Source organism: Streptomyces sp. DSM 40750 (assembly GCF_024612035.1).
Classification (GTDB): domain Bacteria; phylum Actinomycetota; class Actinomycetes; order Streptomycetales; family Streptomycetaceae; genus Streptomyces.
The window spans coordinates 10,469,200-10,490,825 of record NZ_CP102513.1 but is presented as its reverse complement, the minus strand read 5'-3'; the positions used below and the strand labels follow the sequence as shown (position 1 = coordinate 10,490,825).

Here is a 21,626-nt window from a genome sequence, read left to right as displayed (position 1 = left end):
CACCACAAAAGGCCGTCGGCTTTCCAGGTCGTGGCGACACGGTCCCGCAGCGGAGACACCCCACGCCCTGGCCCACACGACCTCTCATGTCATCCGCGCTGAGCACCCGGCGGAGGGTCAGAACGCGCGGGGACCCGGACACGGCCCGCCCCCCTGGCGTAGCCACAGCGCCGCTGCCGCCGGAGGCCCCACCCCTCAGGCGTCTCTCCGGGGCCGGGCCTGCCGTAGGTCACGGGGATGAGCCGCAGCCCCTGTGCCCTCGTCGTCCGGTCTGCCCGACCGGCGGCGGGGGCCCGTGCCGCTCAGCGGGCCGCCGAGCGCGAGCGGGCCTCGGCGAGCGTGCCCTGGGCGGCGGCCAGGGCGTCGAGAACGTCCCGAGCGGCTACGCGGAGGGTGACCTCGTCCGGCCCGGCGGAGGTTTCGAGGGCTGCTTTGATCGTGCGGCCGAGCAGGTCCGCCCGGTGGTCCGGGGGGAACTCCTCGCTCGGGGGGACGGCGATGCCCCCCGTCATGAACCCGGTCAGCACCGCGTCGATCGTGTAGATCTGGTCCGCCGCCGGTGCTGTCACGGTTACCAGCCCGTGCGCGCGCCATACGTCGACGAGGCGGGCGAGCAGGGTGTGGAAGCCGAGTTCCTGGATGACGGGAAGGCCGTTCGCGGTGATGGCGAGCGCGCCGAGGACTTCGCTGTTACCGGTATGGATGGCCCGGCCGAGGGGGTTGCGGCTGTGCTGCAGGAACACCTCCCGGACCAGCCTGCTGGGCAGTGCGGCGGACGCGTGCTTCTCGATGTCGGCGGCGAGGGTGCCGAGCTGCTTGTGGAGTTCGCGCCGCAGCAGTTCGGTGAAGAGCGTCTCTTTCGTCTTCCAGTGCAGGTAGACGGTGCCTTTGCCGATACGGGCGCGGCGGGCGATCTCATCGACGGTGACCCGCTTGTAGCCCCACGCCAACAGCAGTTCGCGCGCGGCGGCCAGGATGCGCTCGGCGCGTTCGTCGTCGGCCTGCGGGGAAGCGGCCAGGCGATCCAGGGTCATGAACACAGCATTCCACCCCACCCATGGCGTGACCAAATTTCGAAACTGGTCATCCAGTATCGATCAAGGGTATCGTCGAGGCATGACCTCTTCGTCGCTCCCCCCACAGGGCGCCCGTCGTGCCCTCATCGTCGGATCCGGCATCTCGGGTCTGGCCACGGCTCTGAGCCTGCACCGGGCCGGCTGGCAGCCCCTGATCATCGAGCGGGCCCCCGAACGCCGCACGGGCGGCTACTTCGTCCGCTTCAACGGCCCCGGCTACACCGCCGCCGAACGCCTCGGCCTCCTGGACTCGCTCCCGGACCGCCGCGACCCGCAGGGGCGCGCGTTCGAAGTCGACTCCCGCGGTCGCCTCACACCCGGCCTGACCTTTCCCGAACAGGTCAACGGCACCCCGATGCGGATGCTGCTGCGCAGCGATCTCGAGCGCGTCCTGTACGAGGCGGTCCAGGACCTGGTGGAGATCCGCTACGGCACCGGGCCCGCCGCCATCACCCAGGACCGCGAGCAGGTGACCGTGACCCTCACCGACGGGTCCGTGGAGAGCGCGGACCTGCTCATCGGCGCCGACGGCATCCACTCCACCGTCCGCTCCCTGGTCTTCGGCCCCGAAGACCTCTACCGCAAGGACTTCGACCACGTCGTGGCCGCCTGCGTCATGGACGGCCCGCTGCCCGGCATGCGCGACGGCGACGTCGCGGTCGCCACCGCCCCCGGCCGCTCCGCCTGGATCAACAGCTACCGCGACCACCCCCCGGTCGCCTTCCTGCTCTACCGCACCGACTGGCCCGCCGCCGAGATCCGCAAGAAGCCCTCCGACGCCCTGCGCCAGGCCTTCGCCGGCTTCGGCGGGGACGTCGTGCCCGCCATGCTGGAGGCGATGGACCGCTCCGAGTCCGTCCTGTTCGACCAGGTCAGCCAGATCCACCTCAACCGCTGGAGCCAGGGCCGGGTGCTCCTGCTCGGCGACTCCGCCTGGTGCATGACCCTCCACTCCGGCCAGGGCACCGGCATGGGCATCGCCGGCGCCGAACTGCTGGCCCGCCTGCTCACCGAACACGGCGACCTGCCGACGGCCCTGGGCAGCTGGGAACAGCGACTGCGCCCGTTCGTCACCCGCTACCAGAAGGAAGCCCTGCGCATGCGGCACTTCTTCATGCCCGCCAACCGCTTCGGCCGCATCGCCCGCAGCACCTTGATCCGCGCCGTCTCCACCCCGGTCGGCGCCAAGCTCGGCAAGGCCCTGATGGGCTGACACCTCACGAGAAAGAGCCAATGCGATGACTCGGACGACCGAGACGGTGGTCGATCGCTACATCACGCTCGTTGACCGTGCGGTGCACGAGCCGGCAGCACTGCAGGATCTTGGATCGGTGTTCGCGCCGGAGGCCGGCGTGCAGTTCGGCGAACTCCCTCCGGTGACCGGCCTGGCCGACATCACGGAGTTCTACCGACGCTTCTACTCGGACATGGCCGACAGCAAGCATGTGTGGACCACCACGGTGCTCGACGAAGGAACGATCGAGGTCCGCTTCATAGCGGCCTGGCGCACCACCGATGGCCGACTCGGGTCCCAGGGCGGCGTCGAGCGCGTGACCGTCGATGCGGACGGCCTGATCACGGAACTACGGGTGCTCAGCTTGGAGGGCCACGGCGCCTGACCGGCCAGGTGGGGCGGGAGCCGGTGGTGCCGATCGTGGCCGGTTCCCGTCCCGCGAGCGGGGAGCGATCCCACTTCCCACAGGAAATACGCCCTGTGCCCGTGCCCCTCCCTGGCGCCCATACCGGGTCAACGCCCACGTCAGCAAGGACACGGTCCAGGTCTAGGTCTAGGTCTAGGTCTAGGTCTAGGTCTAGGTCTAGGTCAGCGTGATGCCGAGTCCCTCCGCCAGCTCGTGGACGCCGACGCCGTACGTCTCGCGGATCCGTACCCCGTCGGGACCGACATCGAAGACCCCGCAGTCGGTGTAGACGCGGCTGACGCAGCCGACGCCGGTGAGCGGGTAGGTGCACTGCGGCACGAGCTTCGGCTCACCGGAGCGGGTGAAGAGCGTCATCATCACGTAGACGTCCTTGGCGCCGATCGCGAGGTCCATGGCGCCGCCGACGGCAGGGATGTCGTCGGGCTTGCCGGTGGTCCAGTTGGCGAGGTCGCCGTTGAAAGCGACCTGGTATGCCCCGAGGACGCAGACATCGAGGTGCCCGCCGCGCATCATCGCGAAGGAGTCGGCGTGGTGGAAGTACGCCGCCCCCGGCAGCTCGGTCACCGGGACCTTCCCGGCATTGGTCAGGTCGGGGTCGACCGCGTCGCCCTCGGCCTTCGGGCCCATGTTGAGCATGCCGTTCTCGGTGTGCAGCACCACCCCGGAGTCGGCCGGCAGATGATCGGCGATCTTGGTGGGCTGCCCGATACCGAGGTTGACGAAGGATCCGGCCGGGATGTCGCGTGCGATGACGGCGGCCAGTTCGTCCATCGAGAGCCGGTGTTCGGCGCTCCTCGGCGCCCCGGCGTACGCCTGGCCGCTCGACGTGGTGGCTGGCGTGGTGATGGGCGTGGTGGTCATCGGGCCCCCTGCACGGTGTAGTGGCGGGCCTCCACCTGGACGACCCGGTCGACGTAGATGGACGGGGTGACGACGGCCTCGGGGTCGAGCGTTCCGGGCTCGACGACCTCGTCGACCTGGACGATGGTCGTCGTCGCGGCCGTGGCCATGACCGGTCCGAAGTTGCGGGCCGTCTTTCGGTAGACGAGGTTGCCCATCGCGTCCGCGACGTGCGCGCCGATCAGCGCGTAGTCGCCCTTGATCGGGTACTCCAGCAGATACACGCGACCGTCGATCTCACGCACCTCCTTGCCCTCGGCGAGCGGCGTGCCGACCGCGGTCGGGCAGTAGAACGCGCCGATACCGGCACCGGCCGCGCGCATCCGCTCGGCGAGGTTGCCCTGCGGCACCACTTCGAGCTCGATCTTCCCCTCGCGGTAGAGGCCGTCGAAGACCCAGGAGTCGGCCTGACGCGGAAAGGAGCAGAGCACCTTGCGCACCCGGCCGGCGGCCAGCAGCGCGGCCAGCCCGACCTCACCGTTACCGGCGTTGTTGGACACGATCGTGAGGTCCTTCGCACCCTGCCGGATGAGCGCGTCGATCAGATCGAACGGCATGCCCGCCAGGCCGAAGCCGCCGACCAGAACGGTGGAGCCGTCCTCGATCCCGGCGACCGCGGCATCCGCGCTCTCGACGATCTCCGCCCGGCTCACTGGGCCGACTCCGTGACATCGCAGTTCTCGAGTACGACGGCCAAGCCCTGACCGACCCCGATGCAGATCGCGGCGACGCCGTAGCGCTGCCTCGACTCGCGCAGCACCTTGGCCAGCGTGGCGAGGATGCGGCCGCCCGAGGCGCCCAGCGGGTGCCCGATCGCGATGGCGCCGCCCTTCTGGTTGACGATGCCGGGGTCGACCTTCCACGCGTCGAGGCAGGCGAGCGACTGCACGGCGAAGGCCTCGTTGAGCTCGACCGCGCCCACCTGGTCCCAACCGATCCCGGCCCGCGCCAGCGCACGGTTCGCGGCCTCGACGGGGGCGTAGCCGAAGGCTTGTGGCTCCAGCGCCATCACACCGCGGCCGGCGATACGGGCGATCGGGTCGGACCCGATCGTGGCCGCGGCCTCCTCACTGCCCAACAGCACCGCGGAGGCACCGTCGTTGAGGGGGCTGGCGTTGCCCGCGGTGATGGTGCCGCCCTGTTCCCGCGTGCGGAAGACCGGCTTGAGCCCGGCCAGGACCTCCGGTGTGGATCCGGCTCGGATGCCCTCGTCGCGGGTCAGGTCGACACCTTCGACGGGTACCACCAGGTCGTCGTAGAAGCCCGACTCCCATGCCTGGTGGGCGAGTCGGTGGGAGCGGGCGGCGAACTCGTCCTGCCGTTCGCGGGAGATCCCGAAGCGCTCCTGGAGCTGCTCGTTGGCCTCGCCGAGGCTGACGGTCCACTCCTTCGGCATCCGCGGGTTGACCAGCCGCCAGCCGAGCGTGGTCGAGACCGCGGTGACGTCGCCGACCGGGAACGGCTTCGCCGACTTGGGCAGCACCCACGGCGCACGCGTCATCGACTCCACGCCGCCGGTCAACATCACCTCGGCATCGCCGGACTCGATCGTCCGGCTGGCCATCATCGCCGCATCGAGGCTCGAACCGCACAGCCGGTTGACCGTGGTGCCGGGCACGCTCACCGGAAGCCCGGCGAGCAGCGCCGCCATGCGACCGACGTTGCGGTTCTCCTCACCGGCGCCGTTGGCGTTGCCCCACACCACGTCGTCGATCGCGGCGGGGTCGAGGCGCGGCACCCGGGCGAGCGTCGAGGTGATCGCGGCGGCGGCGAGGTCGTCGGGGCGGACGCCGGCCAGCGCCCCGTTGAAGCGGCCGAACGGCGTCCGTGTCGCGGCGTACAGGAAGGCACTCATGGCAGCGACGCTAATGCCGAGCCGCGATATTCTGAAGTACGCATATACGAGCTGATTGATACGGACGACCTATGGATCTGCGTCACCTGCGGTACTTCGTGGCAGTGGCCGAGGAGCGCCACTTCGGTCGCGCCGCCGAGCGGCTCCACATGGCCCAACCGCCCCTCTCCACGCAGATCCGCCAGCTCGAAGCAGAGCTCGGCGTCGAACTGCTCCACCGCACCACACGCCGCGTCGACCTCACCGAGGCCGGCCGGGCCTACCTCGAGCGGGCGCGCGCGATCCTCGCCGACATCGACGAGGCCGCGCACCACGCACGGCTCGTCGCCGCCGGCTCAGTGGGCCACCTCGCGATCGGGTGCGTGGGCTCGGCGACGTACAGCCTCCTGCCCGCGCTCTCGCGGCGGCTTACGGAGGAGCTTCCCGGCGTCGACTTCTCCTTCCGTGGGGAGATGCTCGCGCCGGACCAGGTCGAGGCGCTGCGCTCCGGCGCGATCGACGTCGCGCTGCTGCGCCCTCCGGCGGCCGACCTCTCCCTCACCGTGCACACGCTGCGCCGGGACCGGCTCGTCGTCGCCGTACCGGTGGACCACCCCCTCGCCCGTCGGAAACGGTTGCGGGCAGCGGACCTGGCCGGTGCCGACCTGATCGTGCACTCCGCCGACCGCCGGTCGGTGATGTACGACGTCGTGCTGGGTCTCCTGCGCGATGCCGGCGTCGAGCCGCACATCCGCCACGAGGTCGGCGAGACCTCGACGCTGGTCACGCTCGTGGCCGGCGGCCTCGGCGTCGCAGTCGTACCCGATCCCGTGACCGCGCTGGCGCTCGACGGCGTCGCCTATCTACCGCTGACCGGGGCGGACGCACGCGTCGAGCTGGCCGTCGCCCACCGCGCGGACCGCTCCGAGCCGCACCTGGCGCGCACCGTGGGGATCATCCAGGCGATGTTCTGACACACCTGCATCAAGTGCTCGGAGCTGTTGACTCCGGCTGCGCCGCACATTCGATCGTGGCTTTGTTCACGGGGGTGGACAGCGCGCAAGGAGCGCCGGGGCGCGGCGAGCCGCGTCCCGGCGGTGGGCATGGTCAGTCCTGGGCGGCGGGGAGAGGGAGGAGCCGCTGGTAGGCGGGGACGGCGACGGCGGCGACAACGACGTGCATGACCATCAGGGCGATGACGGCACCCCAGCTGGTGCCGGGCCGGCTGCCGGAGACGCCGACCATGATGTCCGGGATCAGGCTGACGATCACGACGACGGGCACGAGGGTGCGCAGCAACCGGGCCGGGTGGGCGGAGCGTGCGCGGATGATCGCCCAGGCGGCAGCGGCGGCCAGGACGCCGAAGACGGTGAAGGAGGCATAGGCAGGCAGCTGGAGGGCCTCGAAATCGTCCGAGGCGCCGGCGGCGTGGGCTGTCGCGGCGACGACGGCGTTGAGGGCGACGGCGACGACAGCCGTGCCGATCAGGCCGCCGGTGACGACCAGGCCGCTGGGGCGGGCCGGGCGGGCGGCGAGCTGGTGGCTCATGGTGTTTCTCCGAATCGAGTGAGGGCGAGGCAGGAAGCGGGCCGGGTCAGCCGGCGATGACGACGGAGCGGCGGCTGGTGGTGGTGTCGGTGAGTGCGCCGAGCATCCAGGCGGCGACGTCGGCGCGGCTGATGGTGTCCCCCATGCGCAAGGTGGCCGACTCGGGCAGCAGTTGGGTGACGCCGGTGGCGGGGCCGTTGGTGAGGCGGACGGCGTGGACGAGGGTGTAGTCGAGGTCGCTGGCGCGCAGCGCGTCCTCGGCGGCCGCCTTGTCCTTGACCATGGCTCCCATGGCCGTGCTGGACATGAGCTTGGCGGGTGCGCTCAGACGCTCGCGCAGCACGGCGAAGGAGGACAGCTCCACGAACCGGGTGACGCCGGTGGCGGTGGCGCCGGAGATGACGGCACGGGTGGCGTCGGTGATGACGCTTCCGCCGGTGGCGCCGAGCGTACTGATCACCGCGCCGACGCCCGACATGGCCTGCGTGACGTCACCGGCGTCGGTGGCCTGCCCGGCAACCACGTCAAGGCCGGGCCGGGCCTCCAGCTTCTGGGGTGAGCGGACGAGCGCGCGCACGGTGTGGCCCGCGGCCAGGGCCTGGTCGACGACGAGGCGCCCGGTGGCGCCGGTGGCGCCGAGTACGAGCAGCTTCATGGGGGCTCCTCACGGTTTCGATGCTGCTCGGAAACCCGGGCAGTCACTTCAAGCTTTAACTGAAAAGTAGCGGCAATGACTTCAAGCTTCAAGTGATGACGAGAGGGATTCACTTAAAGTGTGAAGCGTCCGTACAGTAGAGGGCATGACGAACACCCCCGCTGACGAGGCGCCCCGCTGGCTTGACGAGGAGGAGCGCCGCGCCTGGCTCGGCCTGGTCGGCATCATGCGCCGCCTGGATCACGCGCTCGACACGCAACTGCGCGACGAAGGGCTGACGCACTTCGAGTACGGGGTGATGGCGGCACTGTCGGAGGCGCCGCAGCGGGAACTGCGCATGAGCGCGCTCGCCGCGTACGCCGAGGGCTCACTCTCTCGTCTTTCGCAGGTCGTGGCCCGCCTCGAACGCAAGGGGTACGTCCATCGCCGCCCCGATCCTGCCAACGGCCGCTACACCCTGGCCGCCCTGACCGATGAAGGTTTCGAGAAGATCGTCAGCGCCGCACCTGGCCATGTCGCAGAAGTGCGCCGCCTGGTGTTCGACCCGTTGACCAAGGCGCAAGTCAGACAGCTCGCCCACATCGGCCAGCGCATCCTGCCCGCCATCGCCCCCGACCACTGCGACGGTAACCGCGGTGGAGACCCCTCACGCTGACCGGGCGCCCACACATGGGGTCGACTGCCCCGCCTCCGCGACGCCGGAGCACCTCCCGGAGCGAACGCACAGTCAGGCCGGCCCGTCCGGCTGACTGGCTGACTGGCCGACTGGCCGACTGGCCGACTGGCTGACTGACTGACCGTTGCCGCTTCTCGTGACCATCGAACACTCCCGAGCGACGGCGCCGCCCAAAGAGCTGAACAGCCGCTGTCGCTGTTCACGCACAGCCATGGCCGCTTCGCCGGGGCCGCCCGGGCGATCCGCCGACACGTGGCCATAGCCTGCGCGTCGGAAGGCGCGAGGCCGCGGGGTCGGCGCCGCCGGAGTTCAGACAGACGATCCGCAATCGGCCGTAACCGGAAGGGCGACGGAGAGCCGCCCCCTCATGGGACAAGCGCGGGTCGTGGTTACCACGCATCCGGCCTGGGCGTGGCCCCCGACGCACACGCGGTTGGGCTGTGAACTCCGGCTCACCCGTCTGCGCGGGCAGCGTCATCGTCACATCGCCCCGGGGCGATCCGGGAGAGGCGTTCGCGCGATGCGAGGTCACGCACGCGGACCGGCGCACAGAGATCAGCCATACCCAGGGGTCGCGACGGCGGCAGCGACGCTCGACAAAGCCGCCGTACCGACGAGGAGTCAGGCCTACGCGACGATCTTCGCGACAGAATCGCGAGCCTGCTGCGCGATGCGGTCGTCAGTGGTGTCGTCCGCCCCGCCCACGCCGATGGCGCCGATGACCTCCCCGTCGGCCGTCACGATCGGCACGCCGCCGGCGACCGGCAGAAGGTTGGAATCGACCAGATGGGGAGGCGCCACCTGCATCCGGGGGGACGCGGCGAAGGCCGCGAACTTGGCTGTTGGTACACCGCTCACGGCCGAGGTGTAGGCCTTGCGTCGCGCGGTCTCCACGCCGAGGAGTCCCACGCCGTCGTCACTGAGGAGAACCTTCGTGACACCACTTCGGTTGACCACGACGGCGCACACCTTGTGCCCCTCGGCCCTTCCTGCTTCCAGAGCGGCGAGTGCGGCGCCGTGGGCGATCTCGTAGCTGAGCGGCTCTCGCATGGAGCGGTTCCTTCCCTTGACGTCCGAGGAGGCATCAACCGGCCGTCATCTGCGAATTTCTTGGGCCCTCCAGGCGTTCACCCATCCCGGAGGCGCCAGGAGCTCGCTCAGTATGTCGCTGCCCGACGCGAATGTGAAGGGAGGATCACATTCACATCGGGGGTCAGGTTCACCGCGCAGGCGTGCCGAGCAGGTACAGGCAGGCGACGTTCACCAGCTCGTCGGTGAGCTGACGCCACGTCAAGGGCCGGTCGGACTCGAAGAGTTCGCCGTACAGCACGCGGTTCTGACAGGTCCCGTAGATCAGGCGATAGACGACATCCAGGCGCACCTCCGGCTCCGGCGCGTCGATCATCGGCACGATCGGCTCCAGGAACTGCCGGAAGACACGGTCGGCATCAATGGCGGCCTCGGAGCCGACCCGAGCCACTGCGGGGTCGGTCGCGCCCGCAGCCAAGAAGACGCGCATCAGGCGCTCGTGCGCTTGATACGTCTCGGTGAGTCCGGCGACCGCGGAGGCGACCAGCGCGGTCGGATCCGTGCGCAGCGGAGTGAAGCGGCGAATGATGTCAGCGCGAAACTGATCGATCATGTCGTGCTGCAGAGCCGCGATCAGACGGTCCTTGTCGCCGAACCGCCGATAGACGCTGCCCACCGAGACGCCCGCGCGGGAAGCGACGGCCGCGACCGTGAGCGCTTCGGTGCCACCCTCTTCAAGGAGGGCTGTGCCCGCCTCCAGGATCCGCTGTTGAGTCAGCCGGCTGCGCGCCTGTTGCGCCGGCGGCAGGTCGAGTGTCGGTTCGGTACTCACCGCCCCAGCGTAAAGGCAGCCAAGGGCCATACACCGCCCGCCTTCATGCCGGACCGCACCTGGCGCTACCGGGCCTTGGTCAGCTCGCGACCAGGCCGATGAGCGAGCGGCGCGCATGGACGGCACCGCGCTCGACGGGCTCGCAGCCGAGGCCGCCTCCCGTCGGGCAACCGCTCCGTACCGACCGAGCGAGCACCTGGACATAACCCTTGACGCACCCCGAGGGAAATGCGAATGTGAATCACCAATCCTATTTGAGGGTCGCGCATGACGGTGCCCTCGCAGGTGATTCCCCACCCTGCACGTGCCACCGGCTGTGCGCCCGAGCCGCACGGGAGACAGAACGATGACCACCACTTCAGAGGTCGACACCGGCACGGCCTACGGTCGCCCGAGACCCTCGTACAACGCCCGCCTGCGCGAGGTCGGTCCCGGTACGCCCATGGGCGAGGCGCTGCGCCGCTACTGGCACCCGATCGCCAGCTCGGAAACGCTCGTCGCCGGTGCCCTGCCGCAGAAGACCCGCGTACTGGGCGAGGACCTGGTCGTCTTCCGGGACGGGCAGGGCAACCCCGGCGTCGTGATCGAGCGCTGCACCCACCGTGGCGCCAGCCTCTTCTACGGCCGGGTCGAGGACGACGGCATCCGCTGCTGCTACCACGGCTGGAAGTTCGACGTCCGGGGCCGCTGCATCGAGCAGGCATGCGAACCGGGCCTGGGGCGCAGGCGCGACGCCGCTCGTCAGCCGTGGTACCCGGTCGCGGAGCGCTACGGCCTGGTCTTCGTCTACATGGGCCCGCCCGAGCTCAAGCCCGAACTCCCCCGCTACGACGCGCTGGAGAACCCCGCCGAGGACGAGACGTACTTCGCCAGCTGGCCCGTCCCCCACGCCGCGGTCCTCGGTATGCCGACGGACTTCAGCTGGCTCAACATCTACGAGAACTCCGCCGACCCGACGCACGTCACCTGGCTCCACTCCACGCACAGCGGGTACCAGATGCTGGGCACCGGCACCTTCGGCTACCCCGAGAACTTCTTCGACCCGGCCCTCATCGCCGACCGTGTGACGTACGAGCGCACCGACCACGGACTGAAGTACACCCAGCGATTCGAGATGGAGGACGAGGACGGCGAGGTCACCGAGTACGGCTTCGCGGTCGAGCAACACCTTCCCAACGTCTTCGGCCTGCCGAACTTCGTGAAGGTCACCCCCGACCAGCGACCGGACCAGTTGCTGTGGGTCGTGCCCTCCGACGACACCAGCCACCGGCTCTTCTTCTCGATCCGCACGAACGATCCCGAGCGCATGGTCCACTTCGTCATCGGCATCACGCAGAACGGGAAGCAGAACCACGAGCTGACCGACGAGGAGCGCCAGCAGTTCCCCGGTGACGCGGAGGCCCAGGGCTCGCAGGGAGCGATCACCCTGGACTCCGAGGAGACCCTGGCCACCGGTGACCGCGGCGTCGTCATGCTGCGTCGCATGCTTCTCTCGATGGCCGACGACGTCGAGGCCGGGCGCGACCCGATCAACATCGTCCGCGACCCGTCGGTGGTCCACCGCACCGAGTCCGGCCTCTTCACCCTCGGCAAGCGCCCCGCGGGCGACAACGCCGACGCCCCGGCCGCCGCCGGCATCTGAGCCAGAACCATGAACAACGAGTGGCTCGACACCATCGTGGTCGCCCGGCGCGACGCGACTGCCCGGATCGTGGTGCTCGAACTGGTCAGTCCCGACGACGTCGAGCTCCCGGAGTTCGCCGCCGGCGCCCATGTCGACGTACTGGTGGACGGTGCCGCCGGGCTGGTCCGCCAGTACTCCCTGTGCGGGCCACCGCACGACCGCGCCCGATACCGGCTGGCGGTGCTGGCCGAGACGGCGTCACGCGGCGGCTCGCTGGGGATGCACCGGCTTCGCGAGGGCGACAGGCTGCGCATCTCCCGTCCGCGCAACAGGTTCGGAGTCTCGGACCAGGCGCGTCGCCATCTGCTGATGGCCGGCGGAATCGGCGTCACTCCCCTGTTGGCCATGGCACACGAGCTCGAAGCCAGGGGCGCGGAGTACACGTTGCACCACTTCGCTCGAAGCCGGCCGGATTCGGCGTTCCTCGACGAGTTGGAGCAGAACCCCCGCGTTCGGCTCCACTTCGACGACGGCCCGGACGACCAGCGCTTCATCTCCGCCACCGACCTCGGTCCGCCCGACCCCGACACGGCGATCTACGTCTGTGGCCCCGGGGGCTTCATGGACTTCGTGATCTCCATGGCACTCGGAGCGGGATGGCCCGCCGAAGCGATCCACAAGGAGCGCTTCGCACCCGTGGAGGACGCCGCCGCGCACACGGCCGGCGGGACGTTCAGGGTGCGGCTGGCCAAGACCGGCGGCGAGTACGAGGTCAAGGACGGCGAGAGCGTCCTCGACGCCCTGCTCGCGGGCGGTGTCGACGCCCCTTACTCCTGCCAGCAGGGAATCTGCGGCGAGTGCATCGTGCGCGTACTCGCCGGAGAGCCCGACCACCGCGACGACATCCTGACCGATCGTGAACGCGCCGACGGCATGTTCACCACGTGCTCGTCCCGAGCACACTCACCGATTCTGGAGTTGGACCTATGACAACCACGTCCACCGCAACCACCAAGGCCGTCGAGGCGATCGAGCAGCTGGAGGCCTCATGGCTCGTGGCTCTCGTCGAGGGCGAGAAAGCGTTGATCCCCCTCATGCTCGAGGACAGCCGCGTCGTCCACGGCCCGGTCGGGAGGGTCGACGACCGGGAGACCTGGGCCCATTTCCATGTGACCCGCCGCCGCTCGGTCTCCGCGAAGGCCACGGAGCTCGAGATCACGGTGCGTGGCAACACCGCGATCACCACGTGCTTCCACGAGATGTACACCGTCCTCGACGAGAGCATCGCGCCGTTCCCGATGCAGGAGGTGGTGACGAAGGTCTGGGAGGAGACCGCGGAGGGCTGGCGCCTGGCGCACATGGTCATGGGCAGGCGGTTTCCGCCGGTCTGACCTCCCGGAAGAAGGCCGACGGCATGCCCATCACGCCGCTGTTCGATGAATGGACAAGAGGGTTCAGGGCGTGCCGCCGGTCATGGAGAGTTCGAGATACATGGTTCGTGCGGCGATCGCAGGCATGGTTCATGCGGCGATCGCCGCTGTCTGTTGTGGAAATGAGGCAACACATGTCAGCCACTGAGACCGAGGCACCCACGTCCGGCGCGGTCCGGACCAGCGACCTCCTCATCGCGGGCGAGCACGTCGCGGCCAGGGACGGCCGCTACTACGAGACGACCGAGGCCCTGACCGGTGAACCGATCGCGCGGGTCGCGGCAGCCTCCGTCGAGGACGTCAACCTCGCCGTGGACGCGGCGGCGGCCGCCCTTCAGGAGTGGTCGGGTCTTCCGCCGGCCGCACGGCGGTCGGTTCTGGAGCGTGCGGCCGTCCTGCTCGACGAGCGCACCGACGAGATCGTCGCCACGATGAGCCGCGAGATGGGCGCCACTCTCCCCTGGTGCGGCTTCAACGTGCACGTCGCGAAGGGCATGCTCGTCGAAGCGGCGGCCCAGGCGTACGCGGCCGTCGGCGAGGTCATCCCGTCGGACGTGCCCGGCCTCACCGCCCTCGGCGTACGTCAGCCAGTCGGCGTCGTCGTCGGCATCGCACCGTGGAACGCGCCACTGATCCTCGGCGTACGCTCCATCGTGTGGCCGCTGGTGTGGGGCAACACCGTGGTGCTCAAGTCCTCCGAGCAGACCCCGCTCACCCAGGCCGCCATCGTCCAGGTGCTGCACGATGCGGGCGTGCCCGCCGGAGCGGTCAACCTCATCAGCAACGCACCCGAGGACGGTCCGAGCGTCGTCGAGGCGCTGATCGCCCACCGCGCCGTGACGCGCGTGAACTTCACCGGATCCAGCCGGGTCGGCCGTATCATCGGCGAACTCGGCGGTCGCCATCTCACCCGTGTAGTGCTCGAACTCGGTGGCAAGGCGCCTTTCCTGGTCCTTCCCGACGCGGATCTGGAGGAGGCCGCCGCGGCGGCCAGCTTCGGTGCCTTCATGAACCAGGGCGAGATCTGCATGTCGACCGAGCGCGTCATCGTGGACAGAACGGTCGCCGACGAGCTCTCCTCCCGCCTGGCCGAGCGTGCCGCCAAGCTCGTCGTCGGGCCTCCGAGCGATCCCGCCTCACAGATCGGTCCGCTGGTCCACGCCGGCGCCCGGGACCACGTAATGGCGCTGATCGAGGACGCCCGTGACAAGGGTGCGCAGATCCTGACCGGTGGCACGGCCGACGGCCTGTTCGTGCAGCCCACCGTGGCGCGCGGGGTCACGCCGGACATGCGTATCTACACCGAGGAGACCTTCGGACCGGTGGTCTCGATCATCGAGGTGGATTCGACCGACGAAGCCGTCACGGTCGCCAACGACACCGAGTACGGACTCTCCGCCGCGGTCTTCGGCAAGGACGCGGCCGCCGCGCTCGACGTGGCTCGCCGGATCAGGTCCGGCATCTGCCACATCAACGGCGCCACCGTGCACGACGAACCCCAGATGCCGTTCGGCGGTGTCGGGGCCAGCGGCTGGGGTCGGTTCGGGTCCCGCGCCGCGCTGGAGGAGTTCACCGAGTTGCGCTGGATCACCATCCAGTCGGGGTCCCGCCACTACCCCATCTGAGGATGCGACGAGGTCGTACGGCGCACGTGACACGGCGTGCGCCGCGCCCCCCGGCCCTTGAAGAGGCCTCTCAGCCGAGCAGATCGGAGATCTGACAATGTCGCAGGCCGACAACGACCGCCACGAAATCCAGCGGCTCATCGAGAACTGGGCACTGTGGCGCGATGCCGGGGACTGGAGCCGCTTCGCCACGGTCTGGCATCCACGCGACGGCTGGATGAGCGCCACCTGGTTCCAGGGAAGCGCCACCGACTTCATCAAGGCCAGTCGTGAAGGCTTCGAGAACGGAGTCAGCATCCTGCACTTCCTGGGCGGCCACACCGCGGACATCGTCGGTGACCGGGCCATCGCTCAGACGAAGATGACGATCAACCAGCGCGCGAGCATCGACGGCGTCGAGGTCGATGTCGTCTGCACCGGACGCTTCTACGACTTCCTCTCCCGCTACGAGGGGCGCTGGACCCTCGTGCGTCGGCAGCCGATCTACGAGAAGGACCGGCTCGACGTCGTAGACCCCGCTGCCTCACTGGCGTTGGGCCCCGAGCTACTGAACCGGTTTCCGACCGGCTACCGGCACTTGGCCTACCTGCAGACCAAGGCGGGTTTCACGGTGAAGGACGGGCTTCCCGGCCTCACCGGCACAGCGGTCCAGCAGCTCTACTCGGAAGGCAAGCAATGGCTCGCGGAAGGCTGATGAGGTTCACCCACGAGACCCTTCCCCAGCGCGTGGTGTTCGCGGCCGGGGAGTCACCCGTCGCCGTGGCGGCGGAGATCGAGGCGCTCGGCGGTTCCAGAGTCATGCTGATCGCGTCGGACCGCGAGAAGGAGCTGGCCGACCCGATCGCCAAGGAGATCCCGGTCGTGCTGTGTCACGAGGAGGTCGTGATGCACGTGCCGGTCGAGGTCGCGCGACGAGCCCGTCGGGCGGCGGCCGACGCGGACGCGGACATCCTGGTCAGTGTCGGCGGCGGCTCGACCACGGGTCTGGCCAAGGCGGTGGCGATGACCACCGGACTGCCGATCGTCGCGGTACCCACCACGTACGCCGGCTCCGAGGCTACCAACGTGTGGGGCCTGACCGAAGGTGAGACCAAGACCACCGGTGTGGACAACGAGGTGCTGCCCGCGTCGGTCGTGTACGACGCCGGTCTGCTGACCACGCTGCCCGGCGAGATGACCGTGGCCAGCGGCCTGAACGCGATGGCGCACTGCGTGGACTCGTTGTGGGGGCCGCGTGCCGACCCGATCGACCGGGCGCTGGCTCAGGAGGGGATCCGCGCACTGGCGACCGGTCTGCCCGCGGTGGCCGACGACTCGACGAGCATCGAGGGCATCGAGCAGACCCTGTACGGCGCCTACCTCGCCGCTGTCGCGTTCGCCTCGGCCGGCTCGGGCATGCATCACAAGATCTGCCACGTTCTCGGCGGCATGTTCAACCTCCCGCACGCACAGACCCACGCGGTCGTGCTGCCCTACGTGCTGGCCTTCAACGCCCCGCACGCCCCCGAGGCGGAGGCACGTGTCGCCCAGGCCTTCGGCTCCCGGAAGGCGGGCGCCGGCCTGGCCGCCCTGCGCCAGGTGCTGGACGCGCCGAGGGCGCTGCGCGACTACGGCATGCCCGAGGACGGCATCGCCAAGGCGCTGGGGCCGATCACGCAGGCGATCCCGGCCGACAACCCGGCCCCCGTCACCGACGAGAACCTGACCGCGCTGCTGAAGGCGGCGTGGGCCGGCGACCCGATCAACTGAAGGAGGCCGTCATGGCTACCTACGTCAACCCCGGCTCGGCCCAGGCCGGTGCCCACGGCACGATCTACCGCGAGGTGTCGCCGGAGCAGCAGGCGGTCGAGCGGCAGCTCGTCGACAACGTCGTGGCCTCCTTCGACGCCTGCCAGGACCCGCGGCTGCAGGAACTCATGATCTCCCTGGTCAAGCACCTGCACTCCTTCATCCGAGAGGTCCGGCTGACCGAGGAGGAGTGGGGGACGGCGATCGACTTCCTCACCAAGGCCGGCCACATCACCGACGAGGTCCGGCAGGAGTTCATCCTGCTGTCCGACACCCTCGGCGCGAGCATGCAGACGATCAACGTCAACAACCAGGCCTACAAGGGCGCCACCGAGGCGACCGTCTTCGGGCCGTTCTTCGTCGAGGACTCCCCGGGAATCGAGCTCGGCGATGACCTGGCTTTCGGTGCCCCCGGCGAGCCCTGCTGGGTCGAGGGAACCGTCACCGACACCGACGGCACCCCGCTCGCCGGCGCGCGGATCGAGGTCTGGGAGGCCGACGAGGACGGGCTCTACGACGTGCAGTACGACGCCGGCAAGCGCGCCGGCCGGGCGCACCTCTTCTCCGCGGCCGACGGCAGTTACCGCTTCTGGGGCCTCACCCCGACGCCGTATCCCATTCCCGACGACGGACCCGTCGGCAAGATGCTCGACGCGGTCGGCCGCTCACCGCTGCGCGCCAGCCACCTGCACTTCATGGTGTCCCACGAAGGGGCGCGCACGCTGGTGACCCACATCTTCCCCGAGGGCGACCCGATCGGTCGCAAGGACACCGTCTTCGGTGTGAAGGACTCACTGATCAAGCGCTTCGAGCGGCAGCCCGCCGGCACGCCGACGCCCGACGGCCGCGTCATCGACGGCACATGGAGCCGGGTGCGCTTCGACATCGTCCTCGCCCCCACGGACGCATGACCGTGCCTGCCGCTCGGACCGAGGAGGCATGCCCTTCCTGAACAGCACGTTCAGTGCTGTTGTCGGCGCACACCGAGGTGACTGGGTGGCAGATGAGCACCTCGGTCCGCACGGCAGGCGCGGAGTGTGTCGTTTCGCACCATGGCGAAGAACAGGACGTCCATCGGGACGCGTGCCATGCGCCCGGACGCCATCGGTCTCTCGATGCTGGGCACCACGAGGGTCGGCGTCGGCTCGATGTAACGCTGGTCGAGATGGTCCAGCCGCTCGGTGTCCCGTGCGAGTTCATCCGTCGGCAGCAGGGCCGTGTACGGTTCGCCGACGTTGATGCGGTGGAACTCCGTGACGAACTGCCGCACCACGTCCCGGTCCTCGCTCCCGGGTGCGGCCGGCGCCATGCGCGTGAGCTGTGCCCCGAGCGCGGCGTCCACCACGGCACGCCGCACAAGGTACTTGGGGACGAGGAAGAGCGAGAGGCCCTTCACCCCGGGGTGGGCCGCCGGGAATCCTCGCCGGCACCAGGTGGACGATGTTCTCCCCCGGCTCGTGGTCTCCGCCGGAGATCCACATCTTGTTGCCGAAGATCCGGAAGGTGCCGTCGTCGCGAGGCTCGGCGCGGCAATTGATGTCGGCGAGCGAGGACCCCGCCTGCGGCTCGGACAGGCACATGGTGCCGTGGTGGCGGCCGTCGACCATGGGGCGGACGTAGGTTTCGACCTGGTCGTCGCTGCCGTGGGCGAGCAGCAGGTTACCGCTCGCGACCGTCAGCATGGCGTAGGCCCGGGTGCTGATGTTGGCCGCCTGGAACCAGAGGAAGGAGGCGGTCAGGACGACCTGGGGAAGCTGCAGGCCGCCGACCCGGGCGGCGGCCATCCGGCGCCGAGCAGGCAGGCCTCGGCGACCGTGCCGAGGGCGGTCTCGATGTCGGGCGGCGCCACCACCCGGCCGTCGACGATATGCGGCGGCATCACGAACTGCGGTCGATGCGTGGGACCTTGCGGGCGGCGATGTCCGGCTGATTCAGCGCGACGGCCACTGCCGTGACGATCGCCGGCAGGCGGGCGTGCATGCGTGCGTGCGTGCGGAGCACTCGGTCGGCCGGCCGTAAGGCCCCTCTGGTGGCTTGTCTCGCTCGGGCCTTGTGGCGCAGTCGGTGATCGGGAGTGGCCGACGTCTATGCCGACGAGCGGATGAAGCCGGTGGCGCCGCCGTCCACCGGGAGGGCCGCACCTGTGATGTAGCCGGCTTCGGAGGAGGCCAGGAAGAGCACCGCGTCGGCGAGTTCCTCCGGTTCTCCCAGTCGGAGCATGGGAGTGCCGAGCCTGATCCGCTCTCGCATGGCGTCGCCGCCACCGGGCGGAAGGCCCGTCGTGCGTGCGGCGATGTCGGTGTTCATGCCGCCCGGGATGACTATGTTGACCCGGATTCCATCGCCGATGACCTCGTCGGCGAGGATGCGTGTCAGGTGCTCGAGTGCGGCCTTGCTGGCCCCGTAGGCAGCGCCTCCCGCTCGGGCCCTCCGACCGGCCACCGAGCCGCAGAAGACGACGGCCCCGCCGGGCGCGAGCAAGGGCCTCAGGCCCTGCATGACGAAGAACGAGCCCTTGACATTGATGTCGAACACCATGTCCCACGTGGCTTCGTCCATGTCGTCGAGGCTCTTGAAGCCCGAATGCCCGGCGTTGATGAAGGCGGCGTCGATCCGGTCGACCTGCGCGGCGATCTCTGTGAGCGCGGTCTTGATGGCGGCCGGCGAGGAGAGGTCGGCCGCGACGGCGATCGTGCCGTCGCCGATCAGCTCGCTCGCGGTCTTCAGCCGGCCCGGGTCCCGCGCGATGATGACCACACGTGCGCCCTCGCGCGCGAACGCCCGTGCGGCTGCCAGGCCCAGTCCTCTGCTGCCCCCGGTGACAAGGCAGGTCTTACCGAGGAAACGCTTACGCCGGTCCCCGACGGCCAGGTCGCGACGTCCGACGTCAGTCGTGTCCTGCACGATGCTCCTTCGTGGTCGGTCAGGAGGGTGGCTCATGCGTCGGTCTCGTCGCCGCCGAACGGAGCTTCACCATTCATGACACGCTCCTCCGGAGGAATGGGTGCGAGGCTCACGCGCACGTCGATGCACGTCGGCCGGCGGGCCGCGAGGGCGGCCTCGATCGCCGGGCGAAGCTGGTCCAGCTCTGTGACGTCGACGCCGTCCGCACCGAGAGCTCGTGCCACGCCTCCGTAGGAGCCGTTCTCCAGGCGGTTGTTGGTGACGCGGTCTTGTCCGTAGAAGAACTGCTGGGTGTGCAGGGTGGCGCCCCAGGCTTGGTTGTTGAGGACGATCACGACGACTGGAAGTCCCGCCCGGACGAGGGAGTCGAACTCGGCGAGGCTGTAGCCGACGGCGCCGTCGCCGGTGACGAGGATCGTCGCCTTGTCGGGGGCCGCGTACTGCGCTCCCAGGGCCACGCCGAAGTTGCACCCCATCGAACTGAGGTAGCCGTGCCCGAGGTAGTGGGCCAGTGGAGCGAGCGCGATCGTCTCGGAGAGCCACAGCTCGGTCAGTGCGCCGTCGACGAGCACGGTGGCCCCGTCGGGAACGCTCTCGGCGATCGTGCGGACCGCGAGGTACGGGTGGATCGCTTCGTCCTCGTGCTTCTCGGTCTCGGCGGCGAGCGCGGACCGCCGGGCGGCCGAGACGTCCCGCAGGGTCCCCAGCCAGTCGTCGCGCCCCGAGGGTACGGGGCTGTCGCCCAGGCGCTCGTTCAGCAGGCCGATCGTGCCGATCGGGTCGGCCTGGATGCCGAGTTCGACATCCTGCAGACGGCCGAGTTCACGGCCGTCGGGGTCGATCTGGAAGATCCGCGCGCTCTTCGGGAGCAGTTGGCCCGTGCCGAACCCGGTCGTCATTCCGAAGCGCAGCCCGAGCAGCAGGACCAGGTCGGGCCGCTCGTCCTCGGGGACGGTGGCCAGGGTCTGGACGAGGCCGACGTGCTGCTCGGAGCCGACGATCGCCCCGAGGCCCTCCCAGTCGGAGAGGAGGGGCACTCCGGTACGGGCGGCGAACTCGTGCAACTGTGCCCGTGCCTCGGCGGTGACGAAGGACTTGCCGACCAGCGCGATCGGCCGCCGGGCGGCGTTGAGCGCCTCGAGGATCCGGTCGACACCACCGGCGGGGGCGATGCCGGTGCCGTCGATCTCGACGCGGTAGTCCTCGACCTCGTCGACGTCGACCGTCTGGCGCAGGACGTCCCAGGGAATGTCGAGGAGCACCGGGCCCTTGGGCTCCGACTGCGCGGTGCGGATCGCCTGGGCGACCAGGCGAGGGATCAGGTCGGCACGGGTGACGCGGTGCGCGAACTTGGTCACCGGGGCTGCCATGGCGACCTGGTCGAATCCCGCCTGCTGGTCGTTGATCTCGTCCCTCTCGAGAGGACCGGAGCCCGCGATGTAGAGCACGGGGGTCCGGTCCAGATGGGCGTTGGTGAGGGAGGTCAGGACGTTGGTGAAGCCACCACCGGCCGTGACGACGGCGACACCCAGGTCCCCGGTGACCCGTGCGTAGCCCTCGGCCGCATGGCCGGCGTTCATCTCGTGGCGCACGTCGACGACCCGAAGCTTGGCGTCCAGGGCCTCCTGGAGAATGGGGTCGATGTGTGCTCCGGGCAGGCCGAAGGCCACGTTGACGCCGGCTCGTCGCAGTGTTCGCACGACGAGCCCACTACCGGTTGCGGTTGCCATTCGATGGTCCGCCTCTCTGGACGCACTCAGGGATTCGACAGAAGTCACTGGGGGACAGGGCCGCATCTCGGCCGCCCGTAGGGAGTCTCGGGCGTGGCCTGGGCTACGACAACGGCTGTGTTCGTTGGACGGTCAATGCCTTGTTCGGCGTCGAAAGATCGAGACCCCGTCGAGCGGACTGTTCGCGGAAGCGATGTCGGGCTTACCGGCATCCTGAGTACGTCCTCGATCACACGCCCGGAACTGGTCTTCGCCCACGCCCTGGCAAAGTCGCTGAAAGGGATTACCGCGAGCACCACGCCCCCGGTGCCGAA

The 21,626-nt window shown here is 69.6% G+C and carries 23 protein-coding genes; 11 read left to right on the top strand and 12 right to left on the bottom strand.

Annotated features, from left to right (window positions below):
* Nucleotides 1-302: 302 nt before the first annotated feature.
* Complete coding sequence (locus JIX55_RS45815) at nucleotides 303-1,034, bottom strand: TetR/AcrR family transcriptional regulator (protein WP_257569132.1); 732 nt, start codon at nucleotides 1,032-1,034, stop codon at nucleotides 303-305.
* Between the two features lie 82 nt (nucleotides 1,035-1,116).
* Between JIX55_RS45815 and JIX55_RS45810 the strand changes: the two genes are divergently transcribed.
* Together JIX55_RS45810 and JIX55_RS45805 are read left to right on the top strand one after the other, a co-directional pair.
* Entirely contained in the window at nucleotides 1,117-2,289 is a 1,173-nt protein-coding gene (locus JIX55_RS45810; RefSeq protein ID WP_257569131.1) for an FAD-dependent monooxygenase, read from the top strand.
* A gap of 25 nt (nucleotides 2,290-2,314) precedes the next feature.
* The gene (locus JIX55_RS45805; RefSeq protein ID WP_257569130.1) at nucleotides 2,315-2,695 is read left to right on the top strand and encodes a nuclear transport factor 2 family protein; all 381 of its coding nucleotides are present in this window, start codon (nucleotides 2,315-2,317) and stop codon (nucleotides 2,693-2,695) included.
* 198 nt (nucleotides 2,696-2,893) lie between these two features.
* On the opposite strand, the gene JIX55_RS45800 is transcribed toward JIX55_RS45805, so the two are convergent.
* The 3 genes from JIX55_RS45800 to JIX55_RS45790 are packed head-to-tail and all read right to left on the bottom strand — an operon-like array spanning nucleotide 2,894 to nucleotide 5,492.
* Nucleotides 2,894-3,598: a 3-oxoacid CoA-transferase subunit B gene (locus JIX55_RS45800; RefSeq protein ID WP_443046681.1), complete on the bottom strand. Its 705-nt coding sequence runs from the start codon at nucleotides 3,596-3,598 to the stop codon at nucleotides 2,894-2,896.
* The gene (locus tag JIX55_RS45795) at nucleotides 3,595-4,290 is read right to left on the bottom strand and encodes a 3-oxoacid CoA-transferase subunit A (protein WP_257569129.1); all 696 of its coding nucleotides are present in this window, start codon (nucleotides 4,288-4,290) and stop codon (nucleotides 3,595-3,597) included. Before JIX55_RS45795 ends, JIX55_RS45800 begins: the two co-directional genes overlap by 4 nt.
* On the bottom strand, nucleotides 4,287-5,492 hold the full coding sequence (locus JIX55_RS45790; RefSeq protein ID WP_257569128.1) for a thiolase family protein: 1,206 nt from the start codon (nucleotides 5,490-5,492) through the stop codon (nucleotides 4,287-4,289). Before JIX55_RS45790 ends, JIX55_RS45795 begins: the two co-directional genes overlap by 4 nt.
* 71 nt (nucleotides 5,493-5,563) lie before the next feature.
* On the opposite strand from JIX55_RS45790, the gene JIX55_RS45785 reads away from it, so the two are divergent.
* The gene (locus JIX55_RS45785) at nucleotides 5,564-6,445 is read left to right on the top strand and encodes a LysR substrate-binding domain-containing protein (RefSeq protein ID WP_257569127.1); all 882 of its coding nucleotides are present in this window, start codon (nucleotides 5,564-5,566) and stop codon (nucleotides 6,443-6,445) included.
* A 133-nt stretch (nucleotides 6,446-6,578) separates the two neighbouring features.
* Here the strand turns inward: JIX55_RS45785 and JIX55_RS45780 are convergent, their stop codons facing one another.
* Entirely contained in the window at nucleotides 6,579-7,019 is a 441-nt protein-coding gene (locus tag JIX55_RS45780) for a DUF6069 family protein (RefSeq protein WP_257569126.1), read from the bottom strand.
* Nucleotides 7,020-7,065: 46 nt separating this feature from the next.
* A complete protein-coding gene (locus JIX55_RS45775; RefSeq protein WP_257569125.1) occupies nucleotides 7,066-7,674 on the bottom strand; it encodes an NAD(P)-dependent oxidoreductase in 609 nt (202 codons plus the stop codon).
* 145 nt (nucleotides 7,675-7,819) lie between these two features.
* On the opposite strand from JIX55_RS45775, the gene JIX55_RS45770 reads away from it, so the two are divergent.
* Nucleotides 7,820-8,329 carry a MarR family winged helix-turn-helix transcriptional regulator gene (locus JIX55_RS45770; RefSeq protein ID WP_257569124.1) on the top strand — a complete coding sequence of 170 codons (510 nt, stop codon included), beginning with the start codon at nucleotides 7,820-7,822 and terminating at the stop codon, nucleotides 8,327-8,329.
* A 648-nt stretch (nucleotides 8,330-8,977) separates the two neighbouring features.
* Here JIX55_RS45770 and JIX55_RS45765 read toward each other — a convergent pair.
* Together JIX55_RS45765 and JIX55_RS45760 are read right to left on the bottom strand one after the other, a co-directional pair.
* On the bottom strand, nucleotides 8,978-9,400 hold the full coding sequence (locus JIX55_RS45765; RefSeq protein ID WP_257569123.1) for a GlcG/HbpS family heme-binding protein: 423 nt from the start codon (nucleotides 9,398-9,400) through the stop codon (nucleotides 8,978-8,980).
* A 169-nt stretch (nucleotides 9,401-9,569) separates the two neighbouring features.
* On the bottom strand, nucleotides 9,570-10,211 hold the full coding sequence (locus JIX55_RS45760; protein WP_257569122.1) for a TetR/AcrR family transcriptional regulator: 642 nt from the start codon (nucleotides 10,209-10,211) through the stop codon (nucleotides 9,570-9,572).
* A 346-nt stretch (nucleotides 10,212-10,557) separates the two neighbouring features.
* Between JIX55_RS45760 and JIX55_RS45755 the strand changes: the two genes are divergently transcribed.
* The 7 genes from JIX55_RS45755 (at nucleotide 10,558) to JIX55_RS45725 (ending at nucleotide 17,589) form a co-directional block, all read left to right on the top strand.
* Entirely contained in the window at nucleotides 10,558-11,853 is a 1,296-nt protein-coding gene (locus tag JIX55_RS45755; protein ID WP_257569121.1) for a Rieske 2Fe-2S domain-containing protein, read from the top strand.
* Nucleotides 11,854-11,862: 9 nt separating this feature from the next.
* Nucleotides 11,863-12,825, top strand: coding sequence for a PDR/VanB family oxidoreductase (locus JIX55_RS45750; protein WP_257569120.1), 963 nt, complete (start codon nucleotides 11,863-11,865; stop codon nucleotides 12,823-12,825).
* On the top strand, nucleotides 12,822-13,226 hold the full coding sequence (locus tag JIX55_RS45745) for a nuclear transport factor 2 family protein (protein ID WP_257569119.1): 405 nt from the start codon (nucleotides 12,822-12,824) through the stop codon (nucleotides 13,224-13,226). The genes JIX55_RS45750 and JIX55_RS45745 overlap by 4 nt, the downstream gene beginning before the upstream one ends.
* A 173-nt stretch (nucleotides 13,227-13,399) precedes the next feature.
* On the top strand, nucleotides 13,400-14,890 hold the full coding sequence (locus JIX55_RS45740) for an aldehyde dehydrogenase (protein WP_257569118.1): 1,491 nt from the start codon (nucleotides 13,400-13,402) through the stop codon (nucleotides 14,888-14,890).
* Nucleotides 14,891-14,987: 97 nt separating this feature from the next.
* A complete protein-coding gene (locus JIX55_RS45735; protein ID WP_257569117.1) occupies nucleotides 14,988-15,584 on the top strand; it encodes a nuclear transport factor 2 family protein in 597 nt (198 codons plus the stop codon).
* Complete coding sequence (locus JIX55_RS45730; RefSeq protein ID WP_257569116.1) at nucleotides 15,584-16,639, top strand: maleylacetate reductase; 1,056 nt, start codon at nucleotides 15,584-15,586, stop codon at nucleotides 16,637-16,639. Before JIX55_RS45735 ends, JIX55_RS45730 begins: the two co-directional genes overlap by 1 nt.
* 11 nt (nucleotides 16,640-16,650) lie before the next feature.
* The gene (locus JIX55_RS45725) at nucleotides 16,651-17,589 is read left to right on the top strand and encodes a dioxygenase family protein (RefSeq protein WP_257569115.1); all 939 of its coding nucleotides are present in this window, start codon (nucleotides 16,651-16,653) and stop codon (nucleotides 17,587-17,589) included.
* A gap of 50 nt (nucleotides 17,590-17,639) precedes the next feature.
* On the opposite strand, the gene JIX55_RS45720 is transcribed toward JIX55_RS45725, so the two are convergent.
* From JIX55_RS45720 to JIX55_RS45705, 4 genes are all read right to left on the bottom strand, one after another.
* Nucleotides 17,640-18,074, bottom strand: coding sequence for a hypothetical protein (locus JIX55_RS45720; RefSeq protein ID WP_257569114.1), 435 nt, complete (start codon nucleotides 18,072-18,074; stop codon nucleotides 17,640-17,642).
* A gap of 339 nt (nucleotides 18,075-18,413) precedes the next feature.
* Complete coding sequence (locus tag JIX55_RS45715; protein WP_257569113.1) at nucleotides 18,414-18,560, bottom strand: hypothetical protein; 147 nt, start codon at nucleotides 18,558-18,560, stop codon at nucleotides 18,414-18,416.
* 203 nt (nucleotides 18,561-18,763) lie between these two features.
* Entirely contained in the window at nucleotides 18,764-19,582 is an 819-nt protein-coding gene (locus JIX55_RS45710; protein WP_257569112.1) for an SDR family NAD(P)-dependent oxidoreductase, read from the bottom strand.
* A gap of 32 nt (nucleotides 19,583-19,614) precedes the next feature.
* A complete protein-coding gene (locus tag JIX55_RS45705) occupies nucleotides 19,615-21,312 on the bottom strand; it encodes a thiamine pyrophosphate-binding protein (RefSeq protein WP_257569111.1) in 1,698 nt (565 codons plus the stop codon).
* Between the last annotated feature and the right edge of the window lie 314 nt (nucleotides 21,313-21,626).

What these genes read in the sequence shown, in the direction of transcription:
- JIX55_RS45815 (WP_257569132.1), bottom strand. Translation starts at nt 1,034, where the DNA reads ATGACCCTGGATCGCCTGGCCGCTTCCCCGCAGGCCGACGACGAACGC.
- JIX55_RS45725 (WP_257569115.1), top strand. Translation starts at nt 16,651, where the DNA reads ATGGCTACCTACGTCAACCCCGGCTCGGCCCAGGCCGGTGCCCACGGC.
- JIX55_RS45755 (WP_257569121.1), top strand. Translation starts at nt 10,558, where the DNA reads ATGACCACCACTTCAGAGGTCGACACCGGCACGGCCTACGGTCGCCCG.
- JIX55_RS45765 (WP_257569123.1), bottom strand. Translation starts at nt 9,400, where the DNA reads ATGCGAGAGCCGCTCAGCTACGAGATCGCCCACGGCGCCGCACTCGCC.
- JIX55_RS45800 (WP_443046681.1), bottom strand. Translation starts at nt 3,598, where the DNA reads ATGACCACCACGCCCATCACCACGCCAGCCACCACGTCGAGCGGCCAG.
- JIX55_RS45745 (WP_257569119.1), top strand. Translation starts at nt 12,822, where the DNA reads ATGACAACCACGTCCACCGCAACCACCAAGGCCGTCGAGGCGATCGAG.
- JIX55_RS45775 (WP_257569125.1), bottom strand. Translation starts at nt 7,674, where the DNA reads ATGAAGCTGCTCGTACTCGGCGCCACCGGCGCCACCGGGCGCCTCGTC.
- JIX55_RS45770 (WP_257569124.1), top strand. Translation starts at nt 7,820, where the DNA reads ATGACGAACACCCCCGCTGACGAGGCGCCCCGCTGGCTTGACGAGGAG.
- JIX55_RS45805 (WP_257569130.1), top strand. Translation starts at nt 2,315, where the DNA reads ATGACTCGGACGACCGAGACGGTGGTCGATCGCTACATCACGCTCGTT.
- JIX55_RS45780 (WP_257569126.1), bottom strand. Translation starts at nt 7,019, where the DNA reads ATGAGCCACCAGCTCGCCGCCCGCCCGGCCCGCCCCAGCGGCCTGGTC.
- JIX55_RS45810 (WP_257569131.1), top strand. Translation starts at nt 1,117, where the DNA reads ATGACCTCTTCGTCGCTCCCCCCACAGGGCGCCCGTCGTGCCCTCATC.
- JIX55_RS45730 (WP_257569116.1), top strand. Translation starts at nt 15,584, where the DNA reads ATGAGGTTCACCCACGAGACCCTTCCCCAGCGCGTGGTGTTCGCGGCC.
- JIX55_RS45790 (WP_257569128.1), bottom strand. Translation starts at nt 5,492, where the DNA reads ATGAGTGCCTTCCTGTACGCCGCGACACGGACGCCGTTCGGCCGCTTC.
- JIX55_RS45705 (WP_257569111.1), bottom strand. Translation starts at nt 21,312, where the DNA reads ATGGCAACCGCAACCGGTAGTGGGCTCGTCGTGCGAACACTGCGACGA.
- JIX55_RS45735 (WP_257569117.1), top strand. Translation starts at nt 14,988, where the DNA reads ATGTCGCAGGCCGACAACGACCGCCACGAAATCCAGCGGCTCATCGAG.
- JIX55_RS45740 (WP_257569118.1), top strand. Translation starts at nt 13,400, where the DNA reads ATGTCAGCCACTGAGACCGAGGCACCCACGTCCGGCGCGGTCCGGACC.
- JIX55_RS45750 (WP_257569120.1), top strand. Translation starts at nt 11,863, where the DNA reads ATGAACAACGAGTGGCTCGACACCATCGTGGTCGCCCGGCGCGACGCG.
- JIX55_RS45785 (WP_257569127.1), top strand. Translation starts at nt 5,564, where the DNA reads ATGGATCTGCGTCACCTGCGGTACTTCGTGGCAGTGGCCGAGGAGCGC.